General features: G+C 60.6%; 16 protein-coding genes. 11 read left to right on the top strand and 5 right to left on the bottom strand.

What is annotated here, in order from left to right:
- The first annotated feature begins 2 nt into the window (after positions 1–2).
- The 4 genes from ACJ8M3_RS05150 (at position 3) to ACJ8M3_RS05135 (ending at position 2684) form a co-directional block, all read left to right on the top strand.
- Entirely contained in the window at positions 3–494 is a 492-nt protein-coding gene (locus ACJ8M3_RS05150; protein WP_033643188.1) for an L-2-amino-thiazoline-4-carboxylic acid hydrolase, read from the top strand.
- A complete protein-coding gene (locus ACJ8M3_RS05145; RefSeq protein ID WP_033650317.1) occupies positions 491–1717 on the top strand; it encodes a Zn-dependent hydrolase in 1227 nt (408 codons plus the stop codon). The genes ACJ8M3_RS05150 and ACJ8M3_RS05145 overlap by 4 nt, the downstream gene beginning before the upstream one ends.
- An 82-nt stretch (positions 1718–1799) precedes the next feature.
- Positions 1800–2147, top strand: a complete 348-nt coding sequence (locus tag ACJ8M3_RS05140) for an ArsR/SmtB family transcription factor (RefSeq protein ID WP_004938187.1) — start codon at positions 1800–1802, stop codon at positions 2145–2147.
- Positions 2148–2150: 3 nt separating this feature from the next.
- The gene (locus tag ACJ8M3_RS05135; protein ID WP_033643190.1) at positions 2151–2684 is read left to right on the top strand and encodes an SRPBCC family protein; all 534 of its coding nucleotides are present in this window, start codon (positions 2151–2153) and stop codon (positions 2682–2684) included.
- On the opposite strand, the gene ACJ8M3_RS05130 is transcribed toward ACJ8M3_RS05135, so the two are convergent.
- The gene (locus ACJ8M3_RS05130; protein WP_033643191.1) at positions 2685–3713 is read right to left on the bottom strand and encodes a transporter; all 1029 of its coding nucleotides are present in this window, start codon (positions 3711–3713) and stop codon (positions 2685–2687) included.
- A gap of 256 nt (positions 3714–3969) precedes the next feature.
- Between ACJ8M3_RS05130 and ACJ8M3_RS05125 the strand changes: the two genes are divergently transcribed.
- Positions 3970–4722 (top strand): hypothetical protein, encoded by a 753-nt coding sequence (locus ACJ8M3_RS05125; protein ID WP_442514616.1) that lies wholly within the window; start codon positions 3970–3972, stop codon positions 4720–4722.
- 68 nt (positions 4723–4790) lie between these two features.
- On the opposite strand, the gene ACJ8M3_RS05120 is transcribed toward ACJ8M3_RS05125, so the two are convergent.
- Complete coding sequence (locus ACJ8M3_RS05120; protein ID WP_129993708.1) at positions 4791–6221, bottom strand: SH3 domain-containing C40 family peptidase; 1431 nt, start codon at positions 6219–6221, stop codon at positions 4791–4793.
- Positions 6222–6456: 235 nt separating this feature from the next.
- On the opposite strand from ACJ8M3_RS05120, the gene nudI reads away from it, so the two are divergent.
- The 3 genes from nudI (at position 6457) to ACJ8M3_RS05105 (ending at position 8938) form a co-directional block, all read left to right on the top strand.
- Positions 6457–6882 (top strand): nucleoside triphosphatase NudI, encoded by a 426-nt coding sequence (gene nudI / locus ACJ8M3_RS05115; protein WP_197815717.1) that lies wholly within the window; start codon positions 6457–6459, stop codon positions 6880–6882.
- 93 nt (positions 6883–6975) lie between these two features.
- The gene (gene pbpG, locus ACJ8M3_RS05110; RefSeq protein ID WP_442514615.1) at positions 6976–7812 is read left to right on the top strand and encodes a D-alanyl-D-alanine endopeptidase; all 837 of its coding nucleotides are present in this window, start codon (positions 6976–6978) and stop codon (positions 7810–7812) included.
- A 139-nt stretch (positions 7813–7951) separates the two neighbouring features.
- Complete coding sequence (locus ACJ8M3_RS05105; RefSeq protein WP_442514614.1) at positions 7952–8938, top strand: MsnO8 family LLM class oxidoreductase; 987 nt, start codon at positions 7952–7954, stop codon at positions 8936–8938.
- On the opposite strand, the gene ACJ8M3_RS05100 is transcribed toward ACJ8M3_RS05105, so the two are convergent.
- Complete coding sequence (locus ACJ8M3_RS05100; protein ID WP_442514613.1) at positions 8935–10239, bottom strand: aminotransferase class I/II-fold pyridoxal phosphate-dependent enzyme; 1305 nt, start codon at positions 10237–10239, stop codon at positions 8935–8937. The two genes, ACJ8M3_RS05105 and ACJ8M3_RS05100, sit on opposite strands and share 4 nt — an antisense overlap.
- A gap of 66 nt (positions 10240–10305) precedes the next feature.
- On the opposite strand from ACJ8M3_RS05100, the gene ACJ8M3_RS05095 reads away from it, so the two are divergent.
- Genes ACJ8M3_RS05095 through ACJ8M3_RS05085 form a run of 3 tightly spaced genes read left to right on the top strand, consistent with a single transcriptional unit; the run spans position 10306 to position 12119 of the window.
- The gene (locus tag ACJ8M3_RS05095) at positions 10306–10560 is read left to right on the top strand and encodes a hypothetical protein (protein WP_033643198.1); all 255 of its coding nucleotides are present in this window, start codon (positions 10306–10308) and stop codon (positions 10558–10560) included.
- The gene (locus tag ACJ8M3_RS05090; protein WP_033643199.1) at positions 10557–11273 is read left to right on the top strand and encodes a glutamine amidotransferase; all 717 of its coding nucleotides are present in this window, start codon (positions 10557–10559) and stop codon (positions 11271–11273) included. Before ACJ8M3_RS05095 ends, ACJ8M3_RS05090 begins: the two co-directional genes overlap by 4 nt.
- A gap of 3 nt (positions 11274–11276) precedes the next feature.
- A complete protein-coding gene (locus tag ACJ8M3_RS05085; RefSeq protein ID WP_089197100.1) occupies positions 11277–12119 on the top strand; it encodes a PfkB family carbohydrate kinase in 843 nt (280 codons plus the stop codon).
- A gap of 45 nt (positions 12120–12164) precedes the next feature.
- Here the strand turns inward: ACJ8M3_RS05085 and ACJ8M3_RS05080 are convergent, their stop codons facing one another.
- Together ACJ8M3_RS05080 and ACJ8M3_RS05075 are read right to left on the bottom strand one after the other, a co-directional pair.
- Entirely contained in the window at positions 12165–12878 is a 714-nt protein-coding gene (locus tag ACJ8M3_RS05080; protein ID WP_033643201.1) for a flagellar brake protein, read from the bottom strand.
- 76 nt (positions 12879–12954) lie between these two features.
- Positions 12955–13737, bottom strand: a complete 783-nt coding sequence (locus ACJ8M3_RS05075; protein ID WP_042784616.1) for an N-formylglutamate amidohydrolase — start codon at positions 13735–13737, stop codon at positions 12955–12957.
- Between the last annotated feature and the right edge of the window lie 36 nt (positions 13738–13773).

Below are 13773 nucleotides of genomic sequence, written 5' to 3'. Positions count from 1 at the left end.
CGATGAGCTGTGCAAAAAACGAATTGGGCATTTTAGCCCGCAGAAAGATCGAGGCGGAGATCATCAAGCCGATCTACCAGATTCTGGTGCGTGAAATCGGCAAGGCGCGCGCTCAGGCGGTGATCGGCGAAGCCATCGAGAATGCCGCCATCGAGGCGGGCAAACAGTTCGCCGCCCAGGAACCGAACGGCGCGGATCTGCGCAGCTTCGCCGCCTTGCAGTACCTGTGGGAAAAAGACGATGCGCTGCGCGTCGAAGTGATCAATCAGGACGCGCAGCACTTCGACTATAACGTCACCCGCTGCCGCTACGCCGAGATGTATCACGAGATGGGGCTGGGGGAGATCGGCCACCTGCTCTCCTGCGCTCGCGACAGTCAGTTTATCGTTGGCTATGCCCCTGACGTCGACCTGCAGCGCAGCCAGACCATCATGTCCGGCGCCCCCTGCTGCGATTTCCGCTACACCGCTAAAACGCCGGGAGAAGATCAATGACGTATCGAGTCAACGGCGAGCGCCTGTGGCAAAGCCTGCAGACGATGGCGCAGTTCGGCGCCATCGCCAATAACGGCGTCACCCGGCTGGCGCTGAGTGAAGAAGATCGGCAAGCGCGCGATCAGCTGCGCGCCTGGGCGCTGGAGGCGGGTTGCACCGTACGCGTCGACAAAATGGGCAACATGTTCCTGCGGCGTGAAGGCGCTCGCCCCGAGCTGGCGCCGGTCGTCACCGGCTCGCACGGTGATTCGCAGCCCCGCGGCGGCCGTTTCGACGGCATCTACGGCGTGCTGGCCGGATTAGAGGTTATTCGTACCCTTAACGATCGGCAGATCGTCACCGAACGCCCGATTGAAGTGATCAACTGGACCAACGAAGAAGGCGCGCGCTTCGCGCCGGCGATGATCGCCTCGGGCGTGTTCGCCGGGGTATTCGACCTGGAATACGGCCTGACGCGCCGCGACGAGCACGGCGTCAGCCTCGGCGACGCGCTGGAGCGCATCGGCTACGCCGGCGAGTATCCGGTGGGCGGTACGCCGATCCATGCCGCCTTCGAGTTGCACATCGAACAGGGGCCGATTCTGGAAGCGGAGCATCTCGACATCGGCGTAGTCACCGCCGCACAAGGGCAGCGCTGGTATGAACTGGAGGTCGTCGGCTTCAGCGCCCATGCCGGCACCACGCCGATGGATCGGCGCCGCGACGCCCTGCTTGGCTTTGCGGCGCTGGTCACGGCGGTCAACCGCATCGGTTGGGATTTCGCGCCCGACGCGCGCGCCACGGTGGGCATGGCGCAAATCACCCCCAATTCGCGTAACGTGGTGCCGGGGCGCGTCTTTTTCAGCGTCGAATTCCGCCATCCGCAGGAGGCTATTCTGGCGCAGATGGAGCAGCGCCTACTGGCGGCGGTAAACGAGGTCAACGGCGGCGGCCTGGCCGCCCGGGCCGAGCGCATCTTCCAGTATCCCCCGGTCGCCTTCGATCCGGGGTGTATTGGCAGCGTGCGTCACGCCGCACAGGCGTTGGGCTATCGCCATCGCGACATGATTTCCGGCGCCGGCCACGACGCCTGTTACCTTAATCGCGTCGCCCCGACCGCCATGATCTTCATTCCCTGCGTGGACGGCATCAGCCACAACGAGCGGGAAGATATCACCCCCGCCTGGGCCGCCGCCGGCGCCGATGTGTTGCTCAACGCCCTGCTGGCGCACGCCGACGCCTGATCCTCGCCCCGGTTTGGCGCCGGGGCAAAAAATATTCAACAAAACGGTTGAATATTAGCCTGCCTGATCTATATTCAACCATATGGTTGAATTATCTTCCTCACAGCTGGACGCCATTTTTCATGCGCTGGCCGATCCGACCCGCCGCTCGATGTTACGCGCGCTGGCCGGCGGTGAACGCAGCATCGGCGAACTGGCCGCGCCGTTGCAGATGTCGTTCGCCGGCGCCTCCAAGCACGTGAAAGCACTGGAACATGCGGGCCTGGTGCAACGCACCGTGCAAGGAAGAAACCATATCTGCCGGCTCGAACCCGAGCCTATGGCGCAGGCCATGCACTGGCTGCAAACCTATGAACATTTCTGGACTGAACGGCTGGATGCGCTCGAACAGGCGCTGCTGCAGCCCGAACAGCTTCCTCCCAAGGAGTGAACCATGAATGATTACGGCATGATTATCGAACCCGGTACGCTGCGCATCCAGCGGTTGCTGCCCGGCCCCATCGAGCGGGTGTGGGCTTACCTGACCGAATCCGACAAGCGCGCCACCTGGCTGGCGGCCGGCGCCATGAAGTTGGAAAACGGCGCGCCGCTGGAGCTGGAGTTTCGCAACTCCGATCTGGCGGGCGAGCACGAGCAACCGCCGGCCAAGTACAAACAGCATGGCGGCTGCGTCAGCAACCGCGGCCACATCACCTGCCTGTTCCCGCCGCGCCTGCTGAGCTTTACCTGGGCCGAACAGGAGCAGGGGCGCCCTTCCGAAGTGACCTTCGAGTTGACGGAACAGGGAAACGCGGTGCTGCTGACGGTCACCCACCGGCGCCTGGCTAACCGCGACGAGATGCTCAGCGTCGCCGGCGGCTGGCATACCCATCTGGATATTCTGCTGGATCGCCTGCACGATCGGGCGCCGCAGCCGTTCTGGAGCACCCATGCCCGGCTGGAAGAAGAGTACCGCGCCCGCCTGTAATTACGACTCGTCCCTGCGCCTGAACGCCAGATAACCGGCGATCAGCGTGAAACTGCCGACCAGCAACACCAGCAGGATAAAACCGTGGTGATTGCTGGCCAGCGGTATCCCTCCGACGTTCATGCCGAAAAAACCGGCGACGATGTTGATAGGCAACGCCAGCACGGTGATCACCGTCAGGGTGTAAAGCGTGCGGTTATTCTGCTCCATCAGTTTGGCGCCCAGCTCTTCCTGCAGCAGCCGAATGCGTTCGGTCAGGCTGGCGAGATCGTTCAACACCACGGTGAACTCTTCGGTAAACTGCCGCAGATCCTGCACCACCTCACGGCTCAGCCAGCTCGGCGGCCGGTTCAACAGGCGAAACAGCGCGGCCGGCTCCGGCGCCAACAGGCGCTGAAAGCGCAATAGCATGCGGCGCATGCGCCCCAGCTCGGCGCGGTTGCGTTTAACGCGGCTCGTCAGCAGACGATCCTCGATGGTATCGACATACTGGTTGGCCTGCCGCACCACCTGCTCCAGCACATCCTCCTGCTCTTCCAGCAGGTGCGCCAGCAGTTCGGTGGACGACGCCAGCTGCAGCGCCGTCAGGCGGCCCAGCAGCCGCTCGATCAATCGCACCGGTTTATGACGCACGGTCACCACCAGCCCACGGCGACAATACAGCCACAGCGTCGCCGTTTCCGGGTTGTTGTCTTCAGGGTGGAAGATCACGTCGTTGAGCACGGCGAACAGATCGTCGCCCTGCCGCTCGATGCGCGTAGTGTGGGAACCGTGGCGAATTTCGTGAAAGAAAAAATCGGAAATGGCGAAATGGTTTTTCAGCCACTTCTCCGCCGCCGCGTGGTTGAGATTGAGGTGCAGCCAGATAAAACCGTCGCCGGGCGACAACGTTTGGTAAGCCAGGCAAACCTGCTGCGAGTTCAGGCGCGCCGGCGGCTCGCCGGAGCGAAACGCATGGCCGTAGATCAGCCCGGTCACTTCATCATCAAAATCCAGCTTGTGCATCTTTTCCGCTGCCCTTTGCACCATAACGCCTTATCCTGCCTATTGCCGTTAGCCCAGATCGTCCACGCTGTTATAACAATCTTTATCGCTCGGCGTTAATGATTTTCAACGCTCTTGCTCATTAATATTTCCGTCATAAAAACGTCATTTCATTTTAAAAAGTTTTCATCCCTTGCCCGTTCAGCAACCGCACAATGGCTAAATGAATATAGCGGCTGATACCCTCCATCATGCAAGACACATTCATTTAAGGAACACGCTCAATAAGGAGACAACGACAATGAACAAGTTTATTACGGGCGGATGGAGCCAGTCTCTGGCTGGCCAACCGCATAAAGCGTTCGATGTCATGATGTACGGCATGGTAACCAACCTTGATGGATTAACCACAGGCACCTCAGCCCAGCCAGGATGGAGTCCGGAAAAACAAAACAAACCCGATACGCTTCCCGGCTTTAACGGAAAGACGCTATGGGTTTACGGCGGCGGCGGATGCTCCCCGCAGCAAAAGCCGGCCAATGAGGATGAAGTGTTGAGGATCGTCGCGGCCACGGTCGATCGGGGCTGGGATGGCGTCGATTTTGATGACGAATGCAATATGAACACCGAACGGGTCATCGAAGCCATGAAACGGCTAAAAGAGGCCGGGAAAGAGACCAGCTTTGGTTTTATTGCCGGTTATTCTTACAACCACCCCAATACGGAAAATGGCAACAAGCTCAACGAGAAAGTCAGAAAAATCATTCAATCAGACCAATGCGACCGCTTTATCCATTACTGTTATGCGGCAGCGATGTGGAGCAATGACGATATTCTCGCTAATATGATCCCGGCATTAAAACAATCGTTGGCGAACGGGGCCGAAAATAAAAAATGCATTCTGGCCCTGACGACCAAAGGATTGACCGACTGGAATTTAAATTACTTTATCGATCAGGTTTTGGACTTTAACCTTGGCGGATTATTTATTTGGAATTACGCTAACCTGACGGATGAGCACGATAAAATTATCCAGCGCCGGCTAGGCAATTAGCGCAGTTCGATTTGTCGCCGCACAACAAGCGGCCGCATTCGCGGTCGCTTTATCAGCTAAAGAAAGGGCTATTCAATAAATCCCAGTTTAAACTGCGCCTTGCCCGCCAGCGACATCAGGCTCGCATCTTCAGGATAGGTCGCCAGCAGCGGGAAAAAGACTGCGCCGCCGATAATGCTGCGGCGCTTTGAATCTGCCGGGCGCAGCCCCCAGATATTCTGGTACGTCATCGGCACAACCTGGCCGTCAATGAGCGCATTGCCGATATACAGCATGATATGGCCCGGAATGTAAACCAGCGTGGTGAAGGGTTTGCCGTGATCTTTGAGATAGCGCAGCCGTTCACTGGTGTTCGCTTGAGCAAGATCAACCACCCGGGTGGCCGCCTGTATCTGCGCGGCGGAATTTCTGGGAAGAAAGAGGCCAAAAGGCATCAACAGACTGCGCAGTTCGGCGGAGCAGTCATTATTGAAGTTATAGTTCCCCCAGCCATAAGGCCTGCCGCTCATTGACCGCATCAGTACGGCAAGATGTTCGGGCGTCATTTTCCACGGCATGGCGGCAAATTCCCCCTTCTTGACAACGACCCGGCGCATCTGTGCGCGGCCATCCTCTCGGCGTACCGGCACGGCGACCACAAAAAGGCCCTGTCGGTGACGGTAAAATGGCAGAATCGTGCCGTGGCGCGCCGTAAAATAAAACTGGCCGCCCGTTTGCACCGAAACCGGCTGTTTAATGAATGCCCCCAGATTTTTCCCCGCCAGCGCCAGCCATTCTGAGACAAACCGCTGATCCGCCGCCGCGATGTCTTCGCTATGCACCCAACCGATCACCGTAGGCGACATGACGTATTTCCAGCGTTTATCGCGGCTTTGCGTAATAACGTATACCGGAGTGCCGGGGCGGATAGACGAATCCTGCAGATTATCAAAGGGATAACCTTGTCCAGCCAGGCGAGGGTCGTCATAAGCCGGATCGTCCGTCGGCAGGATCCTGACCAGCGTCTCCCTGACCGCAATGCCTCGGGCCGAAGAATGATAAACCTGGCTAATGTCCGTAGACGCGTTATCTCTGACTTGCTGTTTCCAGCGGTCGGTGTGAGTCCTGAAGTTTTCCCCCCAGGAGACACTTCCACGGCCAAGGTATTTATCCATTGCGGCATCACGGTGGCTTTCCGCTTCGCGGTTCAGGACGGCAGCGATGTAATGCGGATTCCAGGGGGATTCATCGTTCGGCCCCATGCCAAAATAGTGAGATTTGAGGGCGGAAAAATGACGTTGCTGCGTGGCGGCATCCATCACGGACACCCGCCGCTGCGGACCGGGCGGCAACCATTTATCGACAGACTGCGAATAGTTCCCCAGCGGGAACAGCGATTTGGTGGCATCGATAGGGGCTGTCGCCGTGGCGTCTTGAGGGGGCTGGCTGACCGGCGCGCTGTGGCAGGCCGACAGCAGCAGCAGAGTCATCAGGCACAGCGGTTTTATTCCATTAGGCATACGTTATCAACTCCATGATAGGTTAAAATCCCTGCTTTATCCTGACGCGAAATTATTCGAATTGATACTTAATAACACCTGCGATTGATTTCCCGTTGAAGAAAACAAAGCCGGAGGCAACCCCATGACAAATGCCGACCGGATTTCCCGCCGCCGCACAGAATGCGATCGACCTTCCCGCCCTGCGCCGCCAAATCTGCTATCCTGCGGCTTTGCTTTCTGACAGGAGTCCTCCATGCGCCAACGCATCATTGTCTGCCCGCTGATTGAAAACGATAACGCCTTCCTGCTGTGCAAAATGGCCGCGCACAAGGGCGTATTTCCCGGCCAGTGGGCGCTGTCCGGCGGCGGCGTCGAGCCGGGTGAGCGGATAGAGCAAGCGCTGCGGCGCGAAGTGCGCGAAGAGTTGGGCGCCGCGCTGATCCTCGACAGCATCACGCCCTGGACCTTCCGCGACGACGTGCGCATCAAAACCTACGCCGACGGCAGCCGGGAACAAATCTACATGATTTACTTGATTTTCGACTGCCACGCCGCCAACCGCGACGTGACGATCAACGATGAATTCGACGACTACGCCTGGGTGCCGCGCGAACGCCTGGCGGACTACGATCTGAACGAAGCCACCCGCTTCACGCTGCGGCAAAAGGGATTGCTGTAACAGTTTGAGCGATTATCACCCTATTTCCTTCACATTTGCCGGGCAGACTCTTTTGATATTTTTTAATCACTTAGGGTCACTATTGCCGTCGCTATGCTTTTATTTCTCCCTGTTCTCCGTCTGTCCGTCCGGCGCTTCGGCGCCGCCGCCCTGTTCAGCCTGCTGTTCGTTTTGGCACCCGCCCATGCCGCCGCGCCGCCATTGGTGTTGAATGCCAAATCGGTGCTGGTCGTCAATCAGCGTACCGGAAAAACGCTCTATCAGAAGCAACCGAACCGCGTGCTGCCGATCGCGTCTCTGTCCAAGCTGATGACCGCCATGGTCGCCCTGGACAGCAAACGCCCCATGGGCAGTCAACTCAAAGTCACCGCCGCCGATCGCGATCTGCTGAAAAAAACCCATTCGCGGCTGACCATCGGCTCGGTGCTCAGCCGCCGCGACATGCTGCACATCGCCCTGATGTCTTCGGAAAACCGCGCCGCCGCGGCGCTGAGCCGCAGTTATCCCGGCGGGCGCAAGGCCTTCGTGGCGAAAATGAATCAGAAAGCGCGCGCCATCGGCATGAAACGCGCCCGTTTCTACGATCCGACCGGGCTAACGCCGCGCAACGTAGCCACCGCCAGCGATCTGCTGAAAATGGTCAATCACGCCTATCGCTATCCATTGATTCGCCGCTTCAGCACCGACAAGCAGCAGATCGTGCGTCCTGGCCGCGGCCAGCTGGTCTATCGCAGTTCCAACGGTCTGATCAACAACCCGGCCTGGAAGATCCAGCTGCAGAAAACCGGCTTTACCGACGAGGCCGGTCACTGCCTGGTGATGCGCACCACCATCAAAGGGCAGCCGGTGGTGATGATCTTGCTTGGCGCGCAGCCGCGCTACGGCCACTACCGTGACGCCATTCGTCTGAAGGCTTGGCTGGAGCCGTAAAATCGCGGCGCTTTACCGTTCTACGCATATCCAAATCCGTTTTGGATCAATGGAATATCCTATCGCCAATCAGTATTAAGCCGCGCGCCGCCCGCATGGTATTTGTCAGGCATATCTGATGATGAAAGGAGCGGGAAAAATGGCTTATGCCTTGAGCATATTGGAAAAAAGTCCGATCGCCGACGGGGAAAGCGCCGCGCAGGCGCTGGCGCGCACGCTGCAGCTGGCGCAACGGGCGGAACGCTGGGGGTATCGGCGTTTCTGGCTGGCGGAGCACCACAACACGCCGCAGCTCGCCTGCCCGTCGCCGGAAGTGCTGATCGGCTACCTGCTCGGCCAGACGACGCGCATTCGCATCGGCTCCGGCGGCGTGATGCTGCAGCACTACAGCGCCTACAAGGTGGCCGAAAACTTCAACCTGCTGGCGGCGCTGGCGCCGGGACGCGTCGATCTCGGGGTGGGCAAAGCGCCCGGCGGGCTGCCGCTCGCAACCCAGGCGCTGCAGGCGGCCCACGATCGGCAACGCAAGCCGGACTTTCCTCAGCAGCTGTCGCAGTTGACCGCCTATCTGAACGACGACGCCGAGCCCGGCCTGAGCGCCACACCGCTGCCGCCGCAGGGCGCGCAGCGTTTTCTGCTCGGCGCCAGTAAAGAAAGCGCGACGCTGGCGGCCGAGTCCGGCTGGGCCTTCGTGTTCGCCGCGCATTTGAACGGCAATCCGCAGGATATCCGCGACGCGCTGGAGCACTACGCCGCACACAGCGGCGGCCGCAAGGCGCTGCTGGCGGTGGCGGCGATCGTGGCCCCCAGCGAGGAACAGGCCGCGGCATTGGCGGCCGACATTCGGCAATACCGCGTGCACATTGCCGGTGAGCAGAGTGTGACCGTCGGCAGCCTGGCGCAGGCGGAGAGTTTCGTGCAGCAGGCCGGCGCCACCGACTACCGCATCGAGCCGCGGGAAAGCCATATTCTGCTCGGCACCGCGGAGCAGGTGCATCAGCAACTGGCGCAGCTGCAGCAACAGTACGGCGTGGAAGAGTTCATCATCGACACGCCGATCGCCGAACCGGCCGCCCGGTTAGCCTCGCTGCAGTTACTGGCGGAGGAGAGTTTGACGCCGGCTTAGTTGATCGCCGCCGCCGCCCGCATGGCTTCGGACAGATCCTGCGCCAGCGGCGCCAACTGCGACGGCGTGACGTTCGCCAGGCTGACGCGGAGCGCCGGACCGCACTTCAGGCGGAAAGGTTCACCGCCCTGCACCAGCCATCCCCGCTGCGCCATCAGCTGCGCGGCGGCGGTTTCCGAACGCACCGGCACCCACAGATGCAGCCCTTCACCTACCGCCAGCGCCGTGTGATTCAACGCATTGAGCCGCTGGACCAGCTCGTCCCGTCTGGCCTGATACGCCTGTTGCGCCCGCTGCAATTGCCCTTCCTGCAAGGCTTGTTCCCACAGTCTGGCGGCGATCTGCTGCAAGATATGGCTGACCCAGCGTTCGCTGATGTACTGATCGGCGCGCATCGCCTGCAGCAAAGTCGGGCTGCCGCAGGCCAACGCGATGCGCAGATCCGGGCTGAGAAACTTGCTGAGCGACAGCACGTACAGGCCGCGATCGCCGTCGAACGGCAGATGCAGCGGCTGTTGCGACAACGGCCCCCAGAAATCGTCGACGATCGCCAGACACTGCGGATGGCCGCGCAGAAAACCTCGCCACTGCTGCGCACGTTGCGCTGAAAGCGAAGCGCCGGTCGGATTATGGGCGCGCGGCGTCAGGATCACCGCGTCAGCCGTGCCACTCTCCGGCAGCCGACAGCCCTGTTCATCCACCGCCAGCGGCAGCGGCCGCAGGCGCAGGTGACGCAGCAGCGTCAATAGCGGCGGCCAGCAGGGATCTTCCACCCACACCGCCGCCCCAGGCTGGGCATGACAGCGCAGCGCCTTTTCCATCGCGTCCAACGCGCCGGAAAACACCGCCGGTTCCCCCAGGGCCACGCCCTGGCGCCCGAGCCACTCACGCCCGAGACCGGTCAATACCGGCAGGTCGCCGCTGATGTCATAGCCGTTTTGCTGCGGGAACACCTCCGCCGCGCCAAGCCTCAGCGCCGGCAGCAAAGCGGCATCCAGGTTGCCGCTGGCCAGATCGCACATCCCCGCCGGCACCTGGCGCGGCGTATAGGCCGCACTCACCGCCGCCAGCGGCGGCTCCAGCACCACCGTACCCGCCCGCCCGCGCGTCGCCACCAGGCCGGCATCGCGCAATCTGGCGTATGCGCTGGCCACGGTATTCGGATTGACCTCCAGCTCCGCCGCCAGCTGGCGTACCGGCGGCAACAGTTCGCCCGGCCGCAGCGCGCCGTTTTTGATGCGTGCTGCGATCTGCTCGGCAATCTGGACAGCGCCGCCGCCTTTTGCATACAATGAAGTCATACATAAATCCTTTTGTACTAGTTCAAATAAGATTAGCAGTTTCTGCGGCCAAAAGTAAGGGGTTCCATGGATAAACATTACGTGCTCGACATTCAGTATGCAGGAAAAGCCTTTGCCCGCCTGCAGCTGTTCACCCCGTGGGCAGCCGATCAGCTGGAGCAGGCCTGCGCGCTGTTCCCGGCCGCACAGGGTTATCAGGTGCAGCTCAGCCAGGTCAGCGAACGCCGCATCGTCTACCAGAGCGGCGCGCAAGGCATCACGGTGCTGGGCGAGTCGCTGGCGCTGATCCCCTTCACTCACGCTAGCGAGGTTAAACAATGAAAAAAGCCGTCGCCATTCGGCACGTCAACTTTGAAAACCTGGGCATCCTCGGTTCCCTGCTGTCACTGCGCGGCTATCAGATCGATTATTACGATGCCGGCCGCGATGATATTCGTGCTATCAATAATGAAGAGACCGATCTGTTGGTGGTGCTCGGCGGGCCGATCAGCGCCGCTCAGCACTTTTCCGGCGAGCAGCGGTATGATTTTCTCGACCATGAATTCGCGCTGGTCAAACAGCGCCTGGCGCAGCGGCGGCCGACCCTCGGGGTTTGCCTCGGCGCGCAAGTGATCGCCCAGGCGCTGGGCGCTGAGGTTATTTCGCTCGGCGTGAAAGAGATAGGCTTCGCCCCGCTGACCACGCCGCCGGCGGAAGAGGAGTCGGTGCTGGCGCCGCTGGCCGACACGCCGGTACTGCACTGGCACGGGGATATGTTCATGATCCCGGACGGCGCCCGCTGCCTGGCCGGCACGGCGGTATGCCCGCATCAGGCCTTCGACTATCAGGGGTTCGCGCTCGGCCTGCAGTTCCATTTGGAGGCGGATTATCGCGATATCGAACGCTGGCTGATTGGCCATGCCTGCGAGCTGGAACTGGCCGGCATCGCGCCCCAGACCCTGCGCGACCAGGCCGCGCGCCACGGCGCGCAGCTGGAACAGCGCGCGCGGCAGGTGTTCGCGCGCTGGCTGGATAACAACGAACCAAGGAAGTAACTCATGCAACAGGCTTCACCTTTGCGGTCACCGTCTATTGACGTGATCAGCATTCAATCTCAGGTGGTCTACGGCAGCGTCGGCAACGGCATCGCCTACCGCGCTCTGCTGAAAAAGGGACTGGAGGCGCTGCAGGTGCCCAGCGTGTTGTTCGGCTGCCCGCCCTATTACGGCAAACCGCACGGCGGCGTCATCTCCGGCGATTGGTTCGGCGGTTTTCTCGACGACCTGATCGCCCGCGGCGTCATGAAGCGCGCACGGGCGGTGATCGTCGGCTACCTGGGCGACGTGATGCAGTGCCATATTCTGGCCAACTGGCTGCAGCGGGTGCGCTCGCTCAATCCGCAGATAAACATCTATATCGATCCGGTGATGGGCGATTACGGTGAGGGGATCTACGTGGATGAGCGCATCGTCAACTGCTATCGCTCGCCGTTCCTGCGGCTGGCCAACGGCCTGACGCCGAACGGTTTCGAACTGGAGCAGCTGTGCGGCCGGCAACTGAGCAGCCGCGAGCAGACGCAACACGCCGCGCAGGCGCTGTTGAACGACACCACCGAATGGGTGTTGGTCACCAGCGCACCGGGCGTAGCGCAACACGAAGACAAAGTGGGATTGATGCTGGTCACCCGGCAGGAAACGCAGTGCTTTACTCATCCGAAGGTCAAATCGGCGGTCAAAGGCACCGGCGATCTGTTCACCGCGTTGCTGGTCAGCCATCTGCTGCAGGGCGCTGCGCTCGACGCGGCAGTGGTTGCCGCCGGCGATGAAGTGTGCGGCGTACTGGCCGAAGCGGCGCATTTCGGTTGGGAAGAGATCGGCAGCCTGCGGGCGCTTAACCCCTAAGGCCGCAGGCGAGTCAGAGGGGCAGCGCACTGCCCCTGATACCTATCAGCGTTTTTTCTTTTTGTTGAAATCCAGCTCGAAGGCGAACACGGCGCTCTGAATTTTGCGCTCCATCGCCAATCCGAGCTTAAGAAAGCGGCATGACAGGCGCGAGAAGTGCACCACCTGGTCGTTATCGTCGGTTTCCTGATCGTCGTTGACCACCACCAGCTCCATGTTGACCTTGAAGCTGCCGTAGCTGCCCAGATCCAGCTCCGCTTTCTTGAACTGCAAGCCTGGCTGGAAGAAATCCGGCAGCGGGCCGTCGAAGCGTAAACCGACGCCGCCGGCGGAGAGATCGTGGATCCGCAGCTCGTACGGCGTGCCGTCCGGGTATTCGCCGGTACAAAAGAATTGGCGCCAGTGCGGCGTAGTGATGCGGAATTGACGGCGACGCTGGATATAGACCAGCTCCTGCGGCAGCCGGGTCGAACAGGCCTGTACGCCCTGATGTTCGGTCAGCTCCGCCTGGGGGACGGAAAACTCGATTTTGGCGTCGTTGCTTTCAATCACGATGGTGCAAGCGCCGTCGATGGCGCTCGAGGCTTCCTCACCGCTGAACACGATATTGTCCGGCCCGACGCTCAATAACAGACTTTGAAACCGGTGCTGCTGATTTTCTACGCGCAGCGGCGTGCGTTGTTTGCAAATTTCTCGCAGAATCGCCAGAACTTCAAAACGCTCCCGTTTGATAAACAGTCCGTTATCGCTGTGCTCCACACGTGTCTCCTGACTTTTTTTCTAATGACGTCTTACGTATTCCTTACGGTTATCATCTCTGGGAATATTCCTAAAGTCAAATTTGCCAGCGTTGCCAGGCCTGCGGCAGCAGGCGCGCGAAACGTTTCGCCCATGCCTGTTGCCCGCGTTCGTCAGCGACCAAATCCTGGCGAATTTCGATGCCGACGTAAGGCAAACCGCGGCGCTCCGCGTGCACCGGCAACGTGTAATCGGTGGCGTCCGTCATCGCATAAGGTTCGTTAATACCCACCTGCAGATCCCCCTCTTCACGCAGCAGTTCAGCCAACAGCAGCGCAAATTCCGGGTAGCGGTTAAACAGCAGCCCCACCTGCCAGGGGCGCGATTGCCCCTTGAACACCGGCGTGAAGCTGTGCATGGCGATCACCGCCGTCGGCAGTTCGCGCAGTTGGCGTTGCCCCAGATGCTCGTCGATGGCGTGGTGATACGGCAAAAATACCTCGCGCTCACGCGCCAGCGCGTGTTCGGCGTCGATGCCGATATTGCCGGGGATGGGCGTCAGTTCAGACAAATGCGGGATCGAGCTGGCGATGCCGGGCGCCCGGTTGCAGTCGATCACCAACCGTGAGTAACGCTGATGAATCAGCGTGGCGTCCAGTTGGCGGCTCAGATGGCGCGATACGCCCAGCGCGCCGATATCCCAGCCGATGTGGCGCTCGATCTCCCCCGGCGGTAAGCCGAGATCCCCGAGGGATTGCGGTATCGCCTTGCCGGCGTGATCGCACAGCAGCAAAAATGGCGCTTTGCCGCGCGGGGTTTCAACGGCGGCGGCGGGCGGTTCATCGGCGGACAATAACGGCGGGATAAACGAATGAGGCATGAAAGGCTCCGGCGGTGGAAAGCAAAACGTTTATCG

The organism is Serratia sp. CY55921 (assembly GCF_052167655.1).
Lineage (GTDB): Bacteria > Pseudomonadota > Gammaproteobacteria > Enterobacterales > Enterobacteriaceae > Serratia > Serratia ureilytica.
This window is presented reverse-complemented; position numbering and strand designations above follow the sequence as displayed.

Coding starts and splice junctions, on each gene's coding strand:
- ACJ8M3_RS05150 (WP_033643188.1), top strand. CDS start 3: ATGAGCTGTGCAAAAAACGAATTGGGCATTTTAGCCCGCAGAAAGATC.
- ACJ8M3_RS05145 (WP_033650317.1), top strand. CDS start 491: ATGACGTATCGAGTCAACGGCGAGCGCCTGTGGCAAAGCCTGCAGACG.
- ACJ8M3_RS05140 (WP_004938187.1), top strand. CDS start 1,800: ATGGTTGAATTATCTTCCTCACAGCTGGACGCCATTTTTCATGCGCTG.
- ACJ8M3_RS05135 (WP_033643190.1), top strand. CDS start 2,151: ATGAATGATTACGGCATGATTATCGAACCCGGTACGCTGCGCATCCAG.
- ACJ8M3_RS05130 (WP_033643191.1), bottom strand. CDS start 3,713: ATGGTGCAAAGGGCAGCGGAAAAGATGCACAAGCTGGATTTTGATGAT.
- ACJ8M3_RS05125 (WP_442514616.1), top strand. CDS start 3,970: ATGAACAAGTTTATTACGGGCGGATGGAGCCAGTCTCTGGCTGGCCAA.
- ACJ8M3_RS05120 (WP_129993708.1), bottom strand. CDS start 6,221: ATGCCTAATGGAATAAAACCGCTGTGCCTGATGACTCTGCTGCTGCTG.
- nudI (WP_197815717.1), top strand. CDS start 6,457: ATGCGCCAACGCATCATTGTCTGCCCGCTGATTGAAAACGATAACGCC.
- pbpG (WP_442514615.1), top strand. CDS start 6,976: ATGCTTTTATTTCTCCCTGTTCTCCGTCTGTCCGTCCGGCGCTTCGGC.
- ACJ8M3_RS05105 (WP_442514614.1), top strand. CDS start 7,952: ATGGCTTATGCCTTGAGCATATTGGAAAAAAGTCCGATCGCCGACGGG.
- ACJ8M3_RS05100 (WP_442514613.1), bottom strand. CDS start 10,239: ATGACTTCATTGTATGCAAAAGGCGGCGGCGCTGTCCAGATTGCCGAG.
- ACJ8M3_RS05095 (WP_033643198.1), top strand. CDS start 10,306: ATGGATAAACATTACGTGCTCGACATTCAGTATGCAGGAAAAGCCTTT.
- ACJ8M3_RS05090 (WP_033643199.1), top strand. CDS start 10,557: ATGAAAAAAGCCGTCGCCATTCGGCACGTCAACTTTGAAAACCTGGGC.
- ACJ8M3_RS05085 (WP_089197100.1), top strand. CDS start 11,277: ATGCAACAGGCTTCACCTTTGCGGTCACCGTCTATTGACGTGATCAGC.
- ACJ8M3_RS05075 (WP_042784616.1), bottom strand. CDS start 13,737: ATGCCTCATTCGTTTATCCCGCCGTTATTGTCCGCCGATGAACCGCCC.